We start from the raw sequence: 17,248 nt of genomic DNA on the forward strand, positions 1-17,248 counted from the left end.
CAGCCACTGTCACAACCCATTTGCAAGGACACACACCATGAAGAAGCTCCTTTCCCTGGTCGCCTCCACCATCGCGCTCGGCGCCTGCCTTTCCTTCGGCGCCGCCCAGGCCCAGGACAAGGCCGCCACCCCGGCCGCTCCCGCCGCGGCGGCCCCCGCCGCAGCCGCCGGCGGCTGCGAAGCCAAGGCCGTCGACAAGAACGGCAAGGCCCTGGCCGGCGCCGCCAAGGCCAGCTCGATCAAGAAGTGCGAGAAGGAAGCCAAGGCCGCCGCCGCTCCCGCCTGCGCCGCCAAGGCGGTCGACAAGAACGGCAAGGCGCTCGCCGGTGCCGCCAAGAACAGCTTCGTCAAGAAGTGCGAAGCGGACGCCGCCAAGGGCTGAGACCGCTTTTCTCCGCAACCTTTGTGAACAAAGCCCGCCTCGTGCGGGCTTTGTTACTTGAGCACGCCCAACAGGTTGTTGTAGTCGTCGGTCCAGGGCCGCGCGGTGGGGTCGACCGCGATCGGCTGGGCCGCCGCGGCGATCGGCGCACGCGCGAGCACCTGCGGATCGCGCGCCACCAGCACCCAATCGGTGGCGTGCAGCCAGGCCGAATCCTCCGCGTCGTCGCTGACCAGCACCGCATGCAGCCCCTGCGACTGCGCGATGCGGGCCACCACGGGCGCGAGCGCGAGGAAGTGGTTGGTGACGTGGAAGGCCACCACGCCGTCGGGCCGCAGGTGCCGCAGATAGACCTGCATGGCCTGCGCGGTCAGCAGGTGCACCGGCACCGAGTCGCCCGAGAAGGCATCGACCGCCAGCACGTCGAAGCCCTGCGCGCTCTCGCGCTCCAGCGCCAGCCGCGCGTCGCCGAGCACGCGCTCGATCCGCGCGCGGCTGTCGCGCAGGAAGGTGAATTCGCGGTCCGCGATGTCGAACACCTCGGGATTGATCTCGTAGAAGCGGTAGACGTCGCCCGTGCGCCCGTAGGTCGCGAGCGTGCCGGCGCCCAGCCCGATCAGGCCGACGCGGCGCGCGCCGATCGGCAGCGCCTCGATGGCGCGGCCGATGCCCGAGGTGGCGCCGTAGTAGGTGGTGGGTTCGCGGCGGCGCTCGGGAGAGAGGAACTGCTCGCCATGCTTGATCGAGCCGTGGACGAACTGGCGCACGTAGTCGGGCGGGTCCTGGCGCCGCACATCGTAGGTGTGCATCGAGCCGTAGAAATTGCGCCCCAGGGTGCGCAGGCCCTCGTGGTCGCTGCGCACCTGCTCCGAGAGCAGCCAGCCGCAGCAGGCCGCGAGCCCCACGCCGGGCACCCACAGCAGCCAGCGCGCGCGCAGCACCAGCGCACCGAGCAGCGCCGCCAGCACCAGCCCGATGCCGAGCTCGTAGTAGGCCGGCAGCAGGTAGGGCGCGCCCAGCCCGACCGTCACGCCGCCGATGGCACCGCCCAGCGACAGCATCAGGTAGAAGCGCGTGAGGTGCGCGGGACCGGGCCGCAGCCGCGCGGTCTCGCCGTGCAGGAACATGCACAGCACGAACAGGCCCGCCACGTGGATCGTCAGCGCGGTGTGGATCTTGAGCCCGGCGCCGTCCTGCAGCTGGTAGGCGCACAGCGCCAGCATCGCGGCCGCGAGCGGCACGAACAGGCCGCGCCGGTACCAGCGGTCGCTCTCGAAGCACAGCACGAAGGTCAGCAGGTAGAGCGACAGCGGCAGCACCCAGAGGAAGGGCACGGCCGCGATGTTCTGCGTGATGTGGTTGGTGACGGCCAGCAGCAGCCAGGAGCCGAGCGCGGGCAGCGCGAGCCACAGCAGCTGGTCGATGCGGCGCGGTGCCGCGACGGGCGCATCGGTGGACGCGGCGGCGGCCGGCAGGTCGTGGTTCCAGCGGCGCGCCATGTACAGCGTGGTGCCCGCGCAGAGCACGACGAAGCCCGCGTAGCCCCACGACCAGCCGATGGCCTGCTGCATCAGCGTGCTGCGCGGCTCGATCAGCACCGGGTAGCTCAGCAGCGAGAGCAGCGATGCGAGGTTCGACAGCGAGAAGTAGCGGTACACGCGCGCGCCCCAGGGCGTGCGCGACACCCAGGACTGCACCAGCGGCCCGGTGGTCGAGAGCAGGAAGTACGGCAGGCCGATGGTGCCGACCAGCAGCCCGAGGATGCGCCAGGCCGGGTCCTCGGCGCCGGCCGGCTTCCACTGCGCGCCGGCCACGATCGGCAGGAAGGCCAGGCTCGCGAGCAGCAGCGCCACATGCAGCAGCGCCTGCGCGCGCATGCGCAGGTGGCGCGAGATCCAGTCCGAATAGGCATAGCCCGCGAGCAGCGCGACCTGGAAGAACACCATGCAGATCGACCACACGGCGGCCGAGCCGCCGAACCACGGCAGGATCTGCTTGGCGATCAGCGGCTGGACGAGGAAGAGAAGGAAGGCGCTGCCGAAGATCGTGCCGGCAAACAGGAACTGGATGCCGGCGTTCGCCATGCGGCTACTTGCTGCCGAAGCCGCGCGCGAAGAACACCGCGGCCAGCGGGATCACGGCGATCAGATGCGCCTGGATCATCACCAGCTTGCGCGTCTTCTTCACCTCGGCCTCCGAAGGCAGCGTGCCGCTGGCGCGAAGCGCCTTGCGCCAGCGCAGGTAGTTCAGGGTCGGGAAGATCGACAGCACGCCGACCACGATGAACAGCCCCAGCTTCAAGTGCAGCAGCGGATTGGTCCAGTACCAGGCCGTGCCCTTCACGCCCCAGAGGGTGCGCGCGATGCCGGTCAGCAGCACGGACACGGCGGCGATGCCGTAGACCATGTCGACGCGCGCGAGCCGCTCGACCACCGCGGCATTGAGCCACTCGACGCGGCACAGCGCCGCCTCGCTGGCGATGAAGACGACCATCGTGAGGATGGCCAGCAGATGCAGGTAGGCGAGGATGGCTTCGAGGGTCATCGTGGCGTTCTCTTCGTCGGGGCGCGTGGGGTTTGCAAATGCAAACAGATTGTGCAGCCGCGCGCCCGGCTCAGGTCCGTCCACCCCAGAATTCGGGCCGCCCGTATTGGTCTTTGAGGAAATCAAGCCACAGTCGCACGCGCAGCGGCAGGTGCTTGGCGCCCGCGAACACCGCGTAGATGCCGTTGGGCGGTGCCGCGAACTCGTCGAGCAGCGGCACCAGCAGCCCGGCGTCGATCTCGGCCTCGACCTCCCAGGTGCTGCGCCAGGCGATGCCGTGGCCGGCCAGGCACCAGTCGTGCAGCACCTGGCCGTCGGAGCAGTCGAGCGGACCGCTGGGCCGCAGATGGATCAGCTCGTGGCCGCCCTGGTCGTCGGGAATGCGGAAGGCCCAGCCGCGCGTCTGCGAGGCGTCGCTGGTGAGCGCCAGGCAGGCGAAGCGCGAGAGCTCGTTCGGATGGCGCGGCGCGCCGTGGCGCAGCACGAACTCGGGCGTGGCCACGCAGCGGCGCCGGTTGTCGGCCAGCCGCACGCTGACCAGCGAGGAATCGGGCAGGTCGCCCACGCGCACCGCGCAATCGAAGCTCTCGCCGGCCACGTCGACCACGCGGTCGCTGAGGTTCAGCGAGATCGTCACCTCGGGATGCAGCGCATGGAAGCGCGGCACCAGCGGCGCGACGTGGCGCCGGCCGAAGCCCGCGGGCGCGGTCACGCGCAGGTGGCCGCTGGCCTTGACGCCGCCCGCGCTCACGCTGGCCTCGGCATTGGCGAACTCCACCAGCAGGCGCTGGCAGTCCTCGAGGAAGGCGCTGCCCTCGTGCGTGAGCGTGATGCGCCGCGTGGTGCGAACCAGCAGCTTCACGCCCAGGCGCTCCTCGAGCGCATCGAGCCGGCGCCCCATGATCGCGGGCGCCACGCCCTCGGCCTTGGCGGCCGCGGTGAGGCTGCCGCGCGTGGCGACCGAGACGAAGGATTCGAGCTGCTTCAGGCGGTCCATGGCGCCCGAACTATATAGAGGCGGCGGGAAGCCCGGCGCCGCGCGGGCTCATCCCGGCGCCGGAACGAGAACCGGCTATTCGGGCTGCACCCCGGCCTCGCGCACCGCCGCGCCCCAGCGCGCATGCTCGGCGCGCACGTACTGCGCCGCCTGCTCGGGGCTGCCGCCCACCGGCATGCTGCCCTCGGCCTGCAGCTGCGCGATGGTCGCGGGCTTGGCCAGCGCCTTGTCGATCGCGGCGTTGAGCTTCTTCACGATCTCGCTCGGCGTGCCCGCGGGCACCACCACCGCCTTCCAGTCCACCGCCTCGAAGCCCTTGTAGGTCTCGGCCACGGTGGGGATGTCGGGCATCACCGGCAGCCGCTTCGCCGAGGTCACGGCCAGCGCGCGCAGCTTGCCGGCCTTGACCATCGACAGCGCGCCCTGCGGCGTCGCGAACATGCAGTCGGTCTGGCCGCCGAGCAGGTCGGTGATGGCCGGCGCCGCGCCCTTGTAGGGCACGTTGAGCACCTTGAAGCCCACGCGCTTGGCGAGCACCTCGCCGGCCATGTGGCCCAGGGTGCCGGTGCCGGCCAGCGCCTGCTTGATCTCACCGGGTTTGGCCTTGGCCGCGGCGACGAAGTCGGCCAGCGAGCGGTACGGCGAATCGGCGCGCACCACCAGCACCACGGGCTGCGCGGCGACGACCGAGACCGGCACCACGTCCTTCAGCGCGTCGTAAGGCATCTTCGGGAACAGCGTCGGGTTGATCGCGAGGTTCGCGGTCTGGCCCATGCCGATGGTGTAGCCGTCGGGCTTGGCCTTGGCCACCACGTCGATGCCGATGTTGCCGTTGCCGCCCGCGCGGTTGTCGACGATGAAGCTCCACTTCGTGTCCTCGGCGAGCTTCTGCGCGACCAGCCGCGCAACGATGTCGGTGGCGCCGCCGGGTGTGTAGGGCACGACCAGGCGCACCGGCTTGTCGGGCCAAGCGGTGTCGGCATGGGCCGGCCAGGCGGTGAGCGCCAGGGCGCAGGCGAACGCGGTCGCGGCGCCGGCCAGCAGGCCGCGCCGTGGGATGGATGTCATGGGATCAGTCTCCTGTGGTGATGTGGCGGCGCCGAAGCGCCTCGATCGCTGCGTCGTCGTAGCCGGCTTCGCGCAGCAGCTCGACGGTGTGTTCGCCCAGGCGCGGCGGCTGCAGGCGGATGCCGGGCCGCACGCCGTCGAGGGTGAACGGTGCCAGCGGCACCTTGGCCATGTGGCCGTCGTTCATGCGCACCGGCGCGAGGCCGCCGGTGGCGTTGAGGTGCGGGTCGTCGAACAGCGCCTGCGGCTTGGTGATGGGCGCGAACGGCAGCTCGTTCTTCTCGAACACCGCGGCGAGCTCGGCCGCGCTGCGCCCGGCGAGGTGCGAGCGCAGGATCGGCATCATCCATTCGCGCGCCAGCACGCGGTCGTTGTTGGTCTTCAGGCGCGGGTCGGCCGCCAGTTCCTCGAGGCCGAAGGCCTGGCAGAACACGGCCCACTGCTTGTCGCTGACGGCCGCGAGGAAGATCTGCTCGCCGTCCTTGACGGTGAACACGTCGTACACCGCCCAGGCCGAGATGCGGCTGGGCATCGGGTCGGCCGGCTTGCCGGTGGCGGCGAACTGCATCATGTGCTGCGCCACCAGGAACACGTTGTTCTCGAACAGCGCCGACTGCACCTCGCAGCCCTTGCCCGTGAGCTCGCGCTGGCGCAGCGCGGCCATCGCGCCGATGGCGCCGAACATGCCGCCCATGATGTCGTTGACGCTGGTGCCCGCGCGCAGCGGATCGCCCGAGCGGCCGGTCATGTAGGCCAGGCCGCCCATCATCTGCACCACCTCGTCGAGCGCGGTGCGGTGGTCGTAGGGACCGGGCAGGAAGCCCTTGTGGCTCACGTAGATCAGGCCCGGGTGCAGGGTCTTGAGCGTGTCGTAGTCGAGGCCCAGCTTCTTCATCGTGCCGGGCTTGAAGTTCTCGCTCACGATGTCGGCCGTGGCGATCAGCCGCAGCGCGGCCTCGATGCCCTCGGGCTGCTTGAGGTCGAGCGCGATGCTCTTCTTGTTGCGGTTGAAGGTCGGGAAGAAACCCGCGCCCGAGCCGAGCAGGCGGCGCGTGTTGTCGCCCTCGACCGGCTCGACCTTGATGACCTCGGCGCCGAGGTCGGCCAGGATCAGGCCGCAGGTCGGGCCCATCACCATGTGGGTGAACTCGACCACGCGCACGCCGGCGTAGGGCAGCGGATTGGTGTCAGCCATGGGCGGTGTTCTCCTGGGCGAAGCCCTTGGGCAGGCCGGCCTCGGGCGTCATGCCGTAGACCGGTTCGCCGGGCAGGCCGGCCATGAGCGGCGCGCGCGCCGCGATGAGTCTGGCGATGTCGATGCCGGTGCGCACGCCCATGGCCTCGAACATGAAGACCAGGTCCTCGGTGACCGCGTTGCCCGAGGCGCCGGGCGCGTAGGGGCAGCCGCCGAGGCCGCCGAGCGAGGCGTCGAAGGTGCGCACGCCCTCGTCCCAGGCCGCGAGGCAGTTGGCAATGCCGAGGCCGCGCGTGTTGTGCATGTGGGCCGCGCCGGCGTGGAGGCCGAGCTCGGCGCGCAGGCGCTTGAACAGTCGCCGCACCTGCGCGGGATTGGCATAGCCCACGGTGTCCGACAGGCCCGATTCGTCGGCGCCGGCCTCGATGCACTGGGCGGCGAGGCGGATCACGTCGTCCTCGGGCACCAGGCCCTGCAGGGTGCAGCCGAAGGCGGTGGAGATGCCGGCCTCGAGCTTCACCTGGGGCGCGATCGCGCGCCGCAGCTCGGCGATGGCGCGCACCTCCTCGACCATCTCGGTGGGCGTCTTGCGCACGTTGGCCAGCGAATGCGCCACGCTGGCCGACACCGGCATGGTGAGCTTGTGCACGCCGGCCTCGAGCGCGGCCTGCGCGCCCTTGCGGTTGGGCACCAGCGCCATCACGGTGAGGCCGGGCAAGGTGATCGCATGGCGCACCACCTCGGCCGCGTCGGCCATCTGGGGCAGCAGCTTCGCGGGCACGAAGGAGGCGACCTCGATCTCGCGCACGCCGGCGGCGTGCAGCGCATCGATCCAGCGCAGTTTGTAGTCCGTCGGCATGGTGGCCGCGACCGATTGCAGGCCGTCGCGCGGACCGACCTCGCTGATGAGCACATCGGGAGTTGTCATCGGGAATTTGACAGTTCTATCTAACAGAACTATATTTTGCAGAACAGAATTAGACGCCGGCCCCGGCATCGCTGTCAAGCCACCCACCCTGCCCCATGCCCCGCAAAGCCCAGACCGAATCGATGTCCGACCGCGATGCCGCGCCCGGTGGCGCGGCCGCGGTCGACCGCGCCTTGAGCCTGCTCGGTGCCTTCCGCCCCGGCGACGAGGCGCTGTCGCTCGCGCAGTTCGCCGAGCGCACGCAGCTCTACAAGAGCACGGTGCTGCGCCTCCTGGCCTCGCTCGAGCACGCACGGCTGATCCGCCGCCAGGACGACGGCCGCTATGCGCTCGGTTCGGAGATCGCGCGGCTGCACGGGCTCTACGCGGCCGCGCAGTCGCTCGACCGCATCGTGCTGCCGGTGCTGCGCGCGCTGGTCGCGGCCACCGGCGAGAGCGCGGCCTACCACGTGCGGCAGCCGCAGGGCACGGGCTGGGTGCGGCTGTGCCAGTTCCGTGTCGATTCGCCGCAGGTGGTGCGCGACCACGTGCGCGCCGGCGACCTGCTGCCCAACGACCGCGGCGCGGGCGCGCGCGTGCTGATCGCCTGGGGGCCCGAGGCCGAGCTGCCGCGCGCCGCGGCCGAACGCCGACGCTACGAGGAGATCCGCGCGCAGGGCTTCTGCGCGCTGGTGGGCGACCGCAGCGCCGAGCTCGCGGGCATCTCGGCGCCGGTGTTCCATGGCGATGGCCGCCTGGCCGCGGCGGTCACCTTGACCATGCCCGCGCATCGCTACGACGCGCGCCATGCCGAGGCGGTGCGTTCAGCGGCACGCGAGCTGACCGGGCTGGTCTGAGCGCCTCGCTCAGCCCTCGGCCTTGAAGCCCGAGTTCTTGATCGGCAGCTCCCACATCTTCAGATGCGCCGCCTGCGTGGCCGCGAGTTCGGCCGGGCCGGCGTGCGTGGGCACCAGGCCCAGCGCGTAGATGCGCTCCTGCACGTCGGGCGCGCGCAGCGCCTCGGCCACGGCGCGGTCGAGGCGCTGCACCGTCTCGGCCGGGAGACCGGCCGGGCCGTAGAGGCCGAAGAAGGCATTGGCCGTGACGTCGATGCCGGCCTCCTTGAGCGTGGGCACCTCGGGCAGCGAGCGATTGCGCTGCGCGCCGGTCATCGCGAGGATGCGCACCTTGCCCGCGCGGTGGTGCTCGATGGTCTCCGAGGCGGTGTCGACCATCAGCGGCACCTGGCCGCCGATCAGGTCCTGCGCGGCCGGCGCGCCGCCGCGGTAGGCCACGTGCGTCATCGGCACGCCCGAGGCCTGCGCCAGCAGCTGGCCCGCGAAGTGCGGCACCGTGCCCGCGCCCGAGGTCGCGTAGTTGGCCTTGGTGGGGTTGGCCTTCATCCAGGCCAGCACCGCCTTGAGGTCGCCGGCCGGCGCGCCGGGGCCTGCCGTGACCGCGAAGTCGAAGGTGCCCGCGAGCGCGACCGGCGTGAAGTCCTTGACCGGGTCGTAGCCGAGGCTCGGGTAGAGCCACGGATGGATCACCAGCGCGCCGCTCGGCGAGAACACCAGCGTGTTGCCGTCGGGCGCCGAGCGCTTGACCTCGGCGAGCGCGAGGCGGCCGGCCGCGCCGGGCTTGTTGTCGATGATGACGTTCTGGTTGAGCGTCACGCGCATCTTGTCGGCCAGCAGGCGCGCGACCACGTCGGCCGAGCCGCCGGGCGGGAAGCCCACCAGGATGCGCAGGGTGCGCTCCTGCGCGAAGGACCGCGGCGCGATGGCGGCGGCGGCGGCGAATGCAGCGGCCTGCACTGCGAACTGACGGCGTTTCATGGGGGTCTGTCTCCTCGGGGGTGGATGGTCTGTCGCGTTGTTGTCGTGTCGTCGTCCCTGGATCTCTTCGTTCTTCAGCGCAAGGCGGCCAGCAGCGCGCGGTTCTGCTCGGGCAGGCCGACCGAGATGCGCAGCCATTCGCCCAGGCCGTAGTTGCCCAGCAGCGAGACCTCGATGCCCGCGGCCAGCAGGCGCGCATGCACCGCGGCGCTGTCGCCCACCTTCACCATCAGGAAGTTGCCCGACGAGGGCAGGTGCGCGAGGCCGAGCTCGTCGAAGCCCGCCGCGAGCTGCGCGCGCCCGGCGGTGTTGAGTTCGTAGCTGCGCGCGAGGAAGTCCGCGTCGCCCAGCGCGGCCGTGGCCGCGGCCAGCGCCGGCGTCGTGACGTTGAAGCGCGGGCGCTGCGCGTTCATGCGCGCGGCCAGCGCCGGCTGCGCCACGCCATAGCCGATGCGCAGGCCCGCGAGGCCGAAGGCCTTGGAGAAGGTGCGCGCCACGATCAGGTTCGGCAGCCGCCGCACCCAGCCGATGCTGTCGTAGCGCTGCGCGGGCGCGAGGTACTCGGTGTAGGCCTCGTCGAGCAGCACCGTCACGTGCGCCGGCACCGACTGCAGGAAGGCCTCGAGTGGCGCGGCCTCGATGAAGCTGCCGGTGGGGTTGTTGGGGTTGGCGACGAAGACCAGCTGCGTGTCCTCGCCGATCGCCGCGCGCATCGCGTCGAGGTCGTGGCCGAAGTCGCGCGCCGGCACCACGACGGCGCGCGCATGGGCATGCGCCGTGGCCTGGGCGTAGACCACGAAGCCGTACTGCGAATAGACCACGCTCTCGCCCGGCTTCAGGCTGACCTGCGCGGCCAGCTCGAGGATCTCGCTCGAGCCGCTGCCCAGCACCAGCCATTCGGGCGGCACGTCCAGCCGTGCCGACAACGCCTGCTTGAGCGCGCTGCCGTTGCTGTCGGGGTAGGTGCCGGCGCCCGCGAGCGCGTCGGCGGCCGCGCGGCGCGCCGACTCGGGCATGCCGAGCGGGTTTTCGTTGGAGGCCAGGAGGATCTTCGGGGCGGTCATGTCGTCGGTGCAAAAAGGCGGATTTATTTAAGAAGTTAAATTTATCCGGCCGGCCCGGCGCGGCCATCGGGGCCTACCCTTCCCGAAGCCGCGGGCGGGTGAACGCATTGCAGGCCGCGGGTGAACGCAATGACGGTGAGCGGCTCGGATTACATTCATTTTTGTCATCGATTAATCCCGCTTTGAGCTATTACTCTTCACTACGGTATGCAATAAAGTGGAGGTTATGGATCGCGCATGCGCGCGCCCCGAATCCGAATACACCCCACCGCATCGCTTTGCATTTCGTCCCCGAGGAGAAAACATGACCGCCCGCACCACCGCCCACGGACTCCAGGTCGCGACCGAACTCCACCGCTTCGTCGAGGAGAAGGTGCTGCCCGCCAGCGGCGTGGCCAGCGAGACCTTCTGGAAGGGTTTCGACGCCATCGTCACCGACCTCGCGCCCAGGAACGTGGCGCTGCTCGCCGAGCGCGACCGCCTGCAGAGCGAACTCGACGCCTGGCACAAGAAGAACCCCGGCCCGATCGCCGACATGCCGGCCTACCGCGCCTTCCTCGAGAAGATCGGCTACCTGCTGCCGCAGCCCCAGGGCGCGAAGGCGACCACCGCCAACGTCGACGCCGAACTGGCGCAGCAGGCCGGCCCGCAGCTGGTGGTGCCGATCCTCAACGCGCGCTACGCGCTCAACGCCGCCAACGCGCGCTGGGGCTCGCTGTACGACGCGCTCTACGGCACCGATGCGATTCCCGAAACCGGCGGCGCCGAGAAGGGCAAGGGCTACAACCCCGTGCGCGGCGCCAAGGTCATCGAGTTCGCGCGCAACGTGCTCGACCAGGCCGCGCCGCTGGTCAACGGCTCGCACAAGAACGCCACCGGCTACAGCGTGAAGGACGGCCAGCTGGTCGTCGCGCTGCAGAGCAGCAGCACCGCGCTGGCCGATCCCTCGCAGTTCATCGGCTACCAGGGCGATGCCGCCGCCCCGTCGTCGGTGCTGCTCAAGCACAACGGCATCCACCTCGACATCCGCATCGACCGCGCCACGCCGATCGGCAAGAGCGACGCCGCCGGCGTCAGCGACCTGGTGCTCGAGGCCGCGCTGTCGACCATCCTCGACCTCGAGGACTCGGTGGCCGTGGTCGATGCCGCCGACAAGGTGGTCGCCTACTCGAACTGGCTCGGCATCGTGCAGGGCACGCTGACGGAAGAAGTCGCCAAGGGCGGCAAGACCTTCACGCGCGGCCTCAACCCCGACCGCGAATACACCGGCGCCAACGGCCAGCCGATCAAGCTGCACGGCCGCTCGCTGATGTTCCTGCGCAACGTGGGCCACCTGATGACCAACCCGGCCGTGCTGTACGACGGCGGCAAGGAAATCCCCGAAGGCATCCTCGATGCCGTGGTGACCACCACCATCGCGATGATCGACCTCAAGCGCAAGGGCAACTCGCGCACCGGCAGCATCTACATCGTCAAGCCCAAGATGCACGGCCCGGCCGAAGTGGCCTTCGCGAGCGAGCTGTTCGGCCGCGTCGAGCAGCTGCTGGGCCTGCCGGCCAACACCGTGAAGCTCGGCATCATGGACGAGGAGCGCCGCACCAGCGTGAACCTCAAGGCCTGCATCGCCGAGGCCGCCGCGCGCGTGGCCTTCATCAACACCGGCTTCCTCGACCGCACCGGCGACGAGATGCACACCGCCATGCAGGGCGGCCCGATGATCCGCAAGGGCGACATGAAGGCCAGCGCCTGGATCGGCGCCTACGAGAAGAACAACGTGCTGGTCGGCCTGTCGTGCGGCCTGCGCGGCAAGGCGCAGATCGGCAAGGGCATGTGGGCCATGCCCGACCTGATGGCCGCCATGCTCGAGCAGAAGATCGGCCATCCGAAGGCCGGCGCCAACACCGCCTGGGTGCCCTCGCCCACCGCCGCCACGCTGCATGCGCTGCACTACCACCAGGTCAGCGTGACCGCGGTGCAGCAGGAGCTCGAGAAGATCGACGCCGATGCCGAGCGCGACAACATCCTGAACGCGCTGCTGCAGGTGCCGATCGCCGCCGAGGCCAAATGGACCGAGGCCGAGAAGCAGCAGGAGATCGACAACAACGTGCAGGGCATCCTGGGCTACGTGGTGCGCTGGATCGACCAGGGCGTGGGCTGCTCGAAGGTGCCCGACATCCACGACGTGGGCCTGATGGAAGACCGCGCCACGCTGCGCATCTCGAGCCAGCACATCGCCAACTGGCTGCTGCACGGCGTGGTCACGAAGGCGCAGGTCGACGAGACCTTCCAGCGCATGGCCAAGGTGGTCGACGAGCAGAACGCCGGCGACCCGCTGTACCAGCCGATGGCCGGCCACTTCGACACCTCGGCCGCCTACAAGGCCGCGCAGGACCTGGTGTTCAAGGGCATCGAGCAGCCCAGCGGCTACACCGAGCCGCTGCTGCACGCCTGGCGCCTGAAGGTCAAGGGCGAAGCCTGATCGCCGAGCGAACGACTCGCGAACCGCGGCGCCTTCGGGCGCCGTTTTTCATGGCTGGTTAGGATGCGTGCCGCTCTCCGTTTCCTGCTGTCCCATGACGTTCTCCCCGGCCCGCGCACGCTCGGCCACCTCGATGCTGATCGTGCTGGCCTCGGCCTTCGCGCTGAGCCAGGCCTTCCGCACCGTCGGCGCGATGATGGCCACGCCGCTGTCGCAGCACTTCGGCCTCACGGCGCAGGCGCTCGGCCTGTGGGCCGGCACCTTCCACTTCATGTTCGGCGCCACGCAGCTCGCGATGGGCGTCTCGATCGACATGTACGGCGTGCGCCGCACGGTGCTCACGGCCTTTCCGCTCGCGATCGCGGGCGCGGTGCTGTGCGCGCTGGCGCCGAGCTTTCACGCGCTGCTGCTCGGCCAGGCGATGATCGGCGTCGGCTGCGCGCCGGCCTTCCTGGCCTGCACCGTGTTCATCGCGCGCCACTTCGAGGCCGCGCGCTTCACCGCGATGTCGGGCCTGGTCATGAGCCTCGCGGGCCTGGGCATCCTGTTCACCGGCACGCCGCTGGCGCTCTTGATCGAGGCCGCGAGCTGGCGCGCGGGCTATGCCTGCCTCGCGGGCTTCGCGGTGCTGTCGTGGGGCTTCGTGTTCTGGCGCGTGCACGAGCCGCCGCATGCGCAGGCCACGCAGCGCCAGACGGTGGGCAAGGCGGTGCGCGAGCTGCTGCCGCTGTTCGCGATGCCGCACACGCTGGGCCTGCTGTGCTTCGCCTGCGTTTCGTATGCGGCCTTCATCACCTTGCGCGGCCTGTGGCTCGGCCCGGTGCTGCACGACCGCCACGGGCTCTCGCTCGTGAGCAGCGGCAACGTCGCGCTGGTGATGACCGTCGCGGGCATGATCAGCCCGGCCCTGTTCGGCCGGCTCGATCCCGGCGGCGCGCGGCGCGGGCGCTGGCTCATGGGCTGTGCCTCGGTGGCCGCGATCATGTTCGCGCTGATGGCGTTCACGCAGTCGCTGGCGGTCGACATCGGCCTGCCGATCCTCTACGGCCTGCTCTCGGGCTACTCGGTGCTGCAGTACTCGTACACGCGCGCCGCCTACCCGGCCGCGATGACCGGGCGCGCGCTGTCGCTGCTCAACATGGCGATGTTCCTCGGCGTCTCGCTGATGCAGTGGACCACCGGCGTGGCCGCCTCATGGGCGGCCTCGAACGGTGTCGAGCCGTTCCGCGCGGTGTTCCTCACCATCGCGCTGATGCTGGCCGCGGGCACCACGGCCTTCCTGCTGCTGCCGCGCGCGCACGAACGCGCGGGCGCGGTCGCCGCGGGACGCTGAGGCTCAGCCGAGCCGCGAGCGCACCTCCACCCGGCCCAGCCGGCGCATGCCTTGCGCGTACACGTGCGGCCGGCCGTACATGGCCTGCGCATCGGCGCTGCCGAAGGCCGGGGGCTCGCAACCCTTGCGCGTGACGAAGCAGCGGCGCAGCACGTCGTAGTGCGGCGGCTCGGCCTCGCCGCCGCGCGCCTCGGGCAGGCGCGCGAGCCTCACCTCCCACCAGGCGCCATCGATGCGGTGCCACTGCGTGACGGCATCGATGACGTGATAGGGCGCATAGGGCCGCACCGTGTCGCGGCTGCCATAGCGCTCGGCCCACTCGGCCTTGCGCTGCTGCTTCGCGCGCTGCAGGTGGCGGTTGGGCAGCAGGATGCCCGTGCCGGGATGCACGAACAGCTCCACCGACGCCGACTCGCGCAGCGGCACCATCCGTTGCTGCCACATGCGGCCCGGCACCCACACCTCGCCCTCGTGCAGCTCGGCCTGGCGTTCGACGAACTGGTCGATGTGCACGAAGATGTGCGCCTGCACCGTGTTGCGCCGGTCGATGCCTTCGCAGAGTTCGCTCCACACCTTGTCCCAGGGCCGATGCACCTGCTTGTGCAGCCAGCGCTTGAGCGGCTGCAGGTTCTCGCTGAGCCACTTGGGGCGCTGGTAGCCGCGCCGCATGCCCAGGTGCGAGCCGCGCTCGGGGCTGTTGCGCCAGGGGCGGCCGTCGCCCTGCACGCGCCAGCCGCCGCGCGGGCGTTCGACGATCACCTTGTCCATGTCTTCACGCATGGTCAGTCCTCCTTCAGTCCGCGCGCCGCCTTCTGCAGCGCGACCTTCTGCGCGCGCCGCTCGGCGCGATGCGTGCGCAGGTGGCGCCCCGCACCCTGGCTGGATGCGCGGCGTGCCATCGCGGCCACGACGGGATTGCGCGGGGCTTCGCCCGGCACCGAGAAATAGAACCGGCCCAGACGCTTCTCGTCGTCGCGGGCCTTTCGCTGAGCACTCATGTGCACACACTCCGGATCAAAAACAAAAAGGCCCCGGCGAATGTTTGCGCGCGGGGCCCTCGTCGATACGGCCGCGGCGGGATGCGTGGATGCACATCCGGCCGGGGCGGTCGGTGTGCGGTCAGGAGTTCAGAGAACGGTTCATTGAAGTGGTGGGGCGCCCGGGAGGTCGATCGTCGCCGTGCGCGCGTGAAAGAAAAACTGTCGCTGAAAAATGAAGGCCGGATTCTGGCGAGGCCGCGTGCGGCGCGCAAGACCGTTGTGCAACGCTGTGGCGTGAAGGCGACGTGTCCCATGCGCCGGCATCGAAGAAAAAAACCGCCGCGCGAATCCAGCCGCGCATGCGCCCCGTATTGGTCTCAAGCGCATCGCGCCTCCGCGCTGTTGGCGGTTCCACAGACACACGGCGGTGCGCGCATGGCGCACTCCTCAAGGAGACCTTCATGAAGAAACTCGTCATCGCACTCGGTGTCTCGGTCCTGCTCGGCGCTTGCGCGGGCGGCATGGGCATGGGTGGCAGCAGCAACACGAACACGCCCATGGTCGGCGGCGCACCGATGTATCCCACGAAGGACATCGTCGACAACGCCGTGAATTCCAAAGACCACACGACGCTGGTCGCGGCAGTGAAGGCCGCGGGCCTGGTCGACACGCTCAAGAGCCCCGGTCCGTTCACCGTGTTCGCACCGACCAACGCGGCCTTCGCCGCGCTGCCGCCCGGCACGGTCGACACGCTGCTCAAGCCCGAGAACAAGGGCACGCTGACGACGGTGCTGACCTACCACGTGGTGCCCGGCCGCATGGACAGCGCCGCGCTGATGAACGCGATCAAGGCCGGCGGCGGCAAGGCCACGCTGAAGACCGCGAGCGGCGGCACGCTGACCGCGATGATGAGCGGCAGCAACGTGCTCGTGACCGACGCGAAGGGCGGCACCGCGATGGTGACGATCGCCGACGTCTACCAGTCGAACGGCGTGATCCACGTCGTGAACAAGGTGCTGCTGCCGGGCTGATCGCCCGCCGGCGCGGCGTGCTCAGGCGCGCTGCGCCGCCTCGGCTTCCTCGCGCAGCCACTGCGCGAACTCGAGCGCGTCGCGGTTGCCCGCGGCACGCCGCGAGGTCTCGACGAAGTAGCCGCGCTGCGAGGCCGCGCCCTCGCCCAGCGGCGCCACCAGCCGGCCCTCGCGCATCAGCTCGCGCAGCAGCGGCAGGCGCCCGATCACCACGCCCTGCCCCGCCACCGCCGCGCCCACCGCGTCGGCGTACTGCGTGAAGCGCAGCGTGCTCTTCATGCGCAGGTCGTGCAGCCCCATCACCTTGAGCCAGGGCTCCCAGTCGATCGTGGGCGCCTCGCTGTGGTCGGGGTACTCGACCGTGAGCAGGGTGAGGTTCGCGAGATCGGCCGGCTTGCGCAGCGACTTGGCGAGCGCGGGCGAGCACAGCGGCACCACGCTCTCCTCGAACAGCGCCGGCCCCTTGCCGCGCGAGACCGGCATCAGCCGCACCGCCACGTCGACGCGGCTGCGTTCGAGGTCGAGCACCTCGAGCGTGGCCGACACGCGCACGTCGACCTGCGGATGGCTGCCGGTGAAGCGCGCGAGCCGCGGAATCAGCCACAGCGAGGCGAAGCCCGGCGTGGTGGTGATCGCGACCTGGCGCGGCGCCGAGCCGGCGCGCACGCGCGCGGTGGCATCGCGCAGCCGCTCCAGGCTGTCGGTGACGGCGCGCTGCATCACGCCGCCGGCCTCGGTGAGCACCAGCGCGCGATGGCGGCGCTCGAACAGCAGCACGCCCAGGCTGGCCTCGAGCTGCTGGATCTGCCGGCTCACGGCCGACTGCGTGAGATGCAGCTCGGTCGCGGCCAGCGTGAAGCTGAGCCGGCGCGCCGCCGCCTCGAAGCTGCGCATGAGTTCCAGCGGCGGCAGGTCGACCGTGCTCTGGGGCTGGGCCGGCGAGGCCTTCTTTGCATTCTCGATACGCATGCAATGAGTTCCAAAAGACCGTTTGTAAAGGACTGGGCGCTCAATATATTCATTCGCATGACGAATGCAATGGAGCTTGCCATGAGCACCCCCTTCCCTTCCTGCTTCCAGCTCAGCCTGCCGGCGCGCGCGGTCTTCGCCGTGGCCGATGGCGCCGGCGTCGGCATCGAATGCCGCAGCGGCTCGGTCTGGGTCACCCTGGACCGCGATCCGCGCGACATCGTGCTCGAGCCCGGCGAGCGCTTCGAGGGCACCGAGCACCGCCGCATCCTGGTGTCGGCGCTCGAGCCCGCGCGCATCACGGTGTCGGACGCGCAACCGGCCGCGATCCCGCTGCCCGTGCCCGCGCGCCGACGGTCGCCTTGGCGACTGCTGCCCCACGGGTTGTCCCCGGCTTGACCCTGGCTCCCCGGCATCGAACCATCGATGCCAGGGAATCGGAGCACGCCAGCCAGAGCCGCCTC

The 17,248-nt window shown here is 70.4% G+C and carries 17 protein-coding genes; 6 read left to right on the plus strand and 11 right to left on the minus strand.

The window, feature by feature from the left end:
* Positions 1 to 37: 37 nt before the first annotated feature.
* Positions 38 to 382 (plus strand): hypothetical protein, encoded by a 345-nt coding sequence (locus AC07RV_RS36825; RefSeq protein ID WP_203204058.1) that lies wholly within the window; start codon positions 38 to 40, stop codon positions 380 to 382.
* A gap of 53 nt (positions 383 to 435) precedes the next feature.
* Here AC07RV_RS36825 and AC07RV_RS36830 read toward each other — a convergent pair whose 3' ends face one another.
* The 6 genes from AC07RV_RS36830 to AC07RV_RS36855 form a co-directional block, all read right to left on the minus strand.
* The gene (locus AC07RV_RS36830) at positions 436 to 2,466 is read right to left on the minus strand and encodes a spermidine synthase (protein WP_296781725.1); all 2,031 of its coding nucleotides are present in this window, start codon (positions 2,464 to 2,466) and stop codon (positions 436 to 438) included.
* Between the two features lie 4 nt (positions 2,467 to 2,470).
* Positions 2,471 to 2,926, minus strand: coding sequence for a DUF2214 family protein (locus AC07RV_RS36835; RefSeq protein WP_093350618.1), 456 nt, complete (start codon positions 2,924 to 2,926; stop codon positions 2,471 to 2,473).
* 70 nt (positions 2,927 to 2,996) lie between these two features.
* Entirely contained in the window at positions 2,997 to 3,923 is a 927-nt protein-coding gene (locus AC07RV_RS36840; RefSeq protein ID WP_203204055.1) for a LysR family transcriptional regulator, read from the minus strand.
* 75 nt (positions 3,924 to 3,998) lie between these two features.
* Positions 3,999 to 4,991: a Bug family tripartite tricarboxylate transporter substrate binding protein gene (locus AC07RV_RS36845; RefSeq protein WP_208508921.1), complete on the minus strand. Its 993-nt coding sequence runs from the start codon at positions 4,989 to 4,991 to the stop codon at positions 3,999 to 4,001.
* A 4-nt stretch (positions 4,992 to 4,995) separates the two neighbouring features.
* Positions 4,996 to 6,186: a CaiB/BaiF CoA transferase family protein gene (locus AC07RV_RS36850; protein ID WP_208508920.1), complete on the minus strand. Its 1,191-nt coding sequence runs from the start codon at positions 6,184 to 6,186 to the stop codon at positions 4,996 to 4,998.
* Complete coding sequence (locus AC07RV_RS36855; protein ID WP_296781726.1) at positions 6,179 to 7,114, minus strand: hydroxymethylglutaryl-CoA lyase; 936 nt, start codon at positions 7,112 to 7,114, stop codon at positions 6,179 to 6,181. Before AC07RV_RS36855 ends, AC07RV_RS36850 begins: the two co-directional genes overlap by 8 nt.
* Positions 7,115 to 7,209: 95 nt before the next feature.
* On the opposite strand from AC07RV_RS36855, the gene AC07RV_RS36860 reads away from it, so the two are divergent.
* Positions 7,210 to 7,950, plus strand: a complete 741-nt coding sequence (locus tag AC07RV_RS36860) for an IclR family transcriptional regulator (protein ID WP_296781727.1) — start codon at positions 7,210 to 7,212, stop codon at positions 7,948 to 7,950.
* A 9-nt stretch (positions 7,951 to 7,959) separates the two neighbouring features.
* On the opposite strand, the gene AC07RV_RS36865 is transcribed toward AC07RV_RS36860, so the two are convergent.
* Positions 7,960 to 8,928 (minus strand): Bug family tripartite tricarboxylate transporter substrate binding protein, encoded by a 969-nt coding sequence (locus AC07RV_RS36865; protein WP_296781728.1) that lies wholly within the window; start codon positions 8,926 to 8,928, stop codon positions 7,960 to 7,962.
* A 74-nt stretch (positions 8,929 to 9,002) separates the two neighbouring features.
* A complete protein-coding gene (gene hisC, locus AC07RV_RS36870) occupies positions 9,003 to 9,992 on the minus strand; it encodes a histidinol-phosphate transaminase (RefSeq protein WP_296781729.1) in 990 nt (329 codons plus the stop codon).
* 304 nt (positions 9,993 to 10,296) lie between these two features.
* Between hisC and AC07RV_RS36875 the strand changes: the two genes are divergently transcribed.
* Positions 10,297 to 12,471, plus strand: coding sequence for a malate synthase G (locus AC07RV_RS36875; protein WP_296781730.1), 2,175 nt, complete (start codon positions 10,297 to 10,299; stop codon positions 12,469 to 12,471).
* Between the two features lie 94 nt (positions 12,472 to 12,565).
* On the plus strand, positions 12,566 to 13,804 hold the full coding sequence (locus AC07RV_RS36880) for an MFS transporter (RefSeq protein ID WP_296781731.1): 1,239 nt from the start codon (positions 12,566 to 12,568) through the stop codon (positions 13,802 to 13,804).
* Between the two features lie 3 nt (positions 13,805 to 13,807).
* On the opposite strand, the gene AC07RV_RS36885 is transcribed toward AC07RV_RS36880, so the two are convergent.
* On the minus strand, positions 13,808 to 14,584 hold the full coding sequence (locus tag AC07RV_RS36885; protein WP_296781732.1) for a hypothetical protein: 777 nt from the start codon (positions 14,582 to 14,584) through the stop codon (positions 13,808 to 13,810).
* A gap of 2 nt (positions 14,585 to 14,586) precedes the next feature.
* On the minus strand, positions 14,587 to 14,802 hold the full coding sequence (locus AC07RV_RS36890) for a hypothetical protein (RefSeq protein ID WP_093350583.1): 216 nt from the start codon (positions 14,800 to 14,802) through the stop codon (positions 14,587 to 14,589).
* Between the two features lie 503 nt (positions 14,803 to 15,305).
* On the opposite strand from AC07RV_RS36890, the gene AC07RV_RS36895 reads away from it, so the two are divergent.
* The gene (locus tag AC07RV_RS36895; RefSeq protein WP_296781751.1) at positions 15,306 to 15,815 is read left to right on the plus strand and encodes a fasciclin domain-containing protein; all 510 of its coding nucleotides are present in this window, start codon (positions 15,306 to 15,308) and stop codon (positions 15,813 to 15,815) included.
* Between the two features lie 21 nt (positions 15,816 to 15,836).
* Here the strand turns inward: AC07RV_RS36895 and AC07RV_RS36900 are convergent, their stop codons facing one another.
* The gene (locus AC07RV_RS36900; protein ID WP_296781733.1) at positions 15,837 to 16,784 is read right to left on the minus strand and encodes a LysR substrate-binding domain-containing protein; all 948 of its coding nucleotides are present in this window, start codon (positions 16,782 to 16,784) and stop codon (positions 15,837 to 15,839) included.
* 81 nt (positions 16,785 to 16,865) lie between these two features.
* Here AC07RV_RS36900 and AC07RV_RS36905 point away from each other — a divergent pair, with 81 nt between their 5' ends.
* Positions 16,866 to 17,183: a DUF2917 domain-containing protein gene (locus AC07RV_RS36905; RefSeq protein WP_256222837.1), complete on the plus strand. Its 318-nt coding sequence runs from the start codon at positions 16,866 to 16,868 to the stop codon at positions 17,181 to 17,183.
* Positions 17,184 to 17,248 lie beyond the last annotated feature (65 nt).

It is taken from the genome of Variovorax sp. GW821-FHT09B01 (assembly GCF_059418345.1).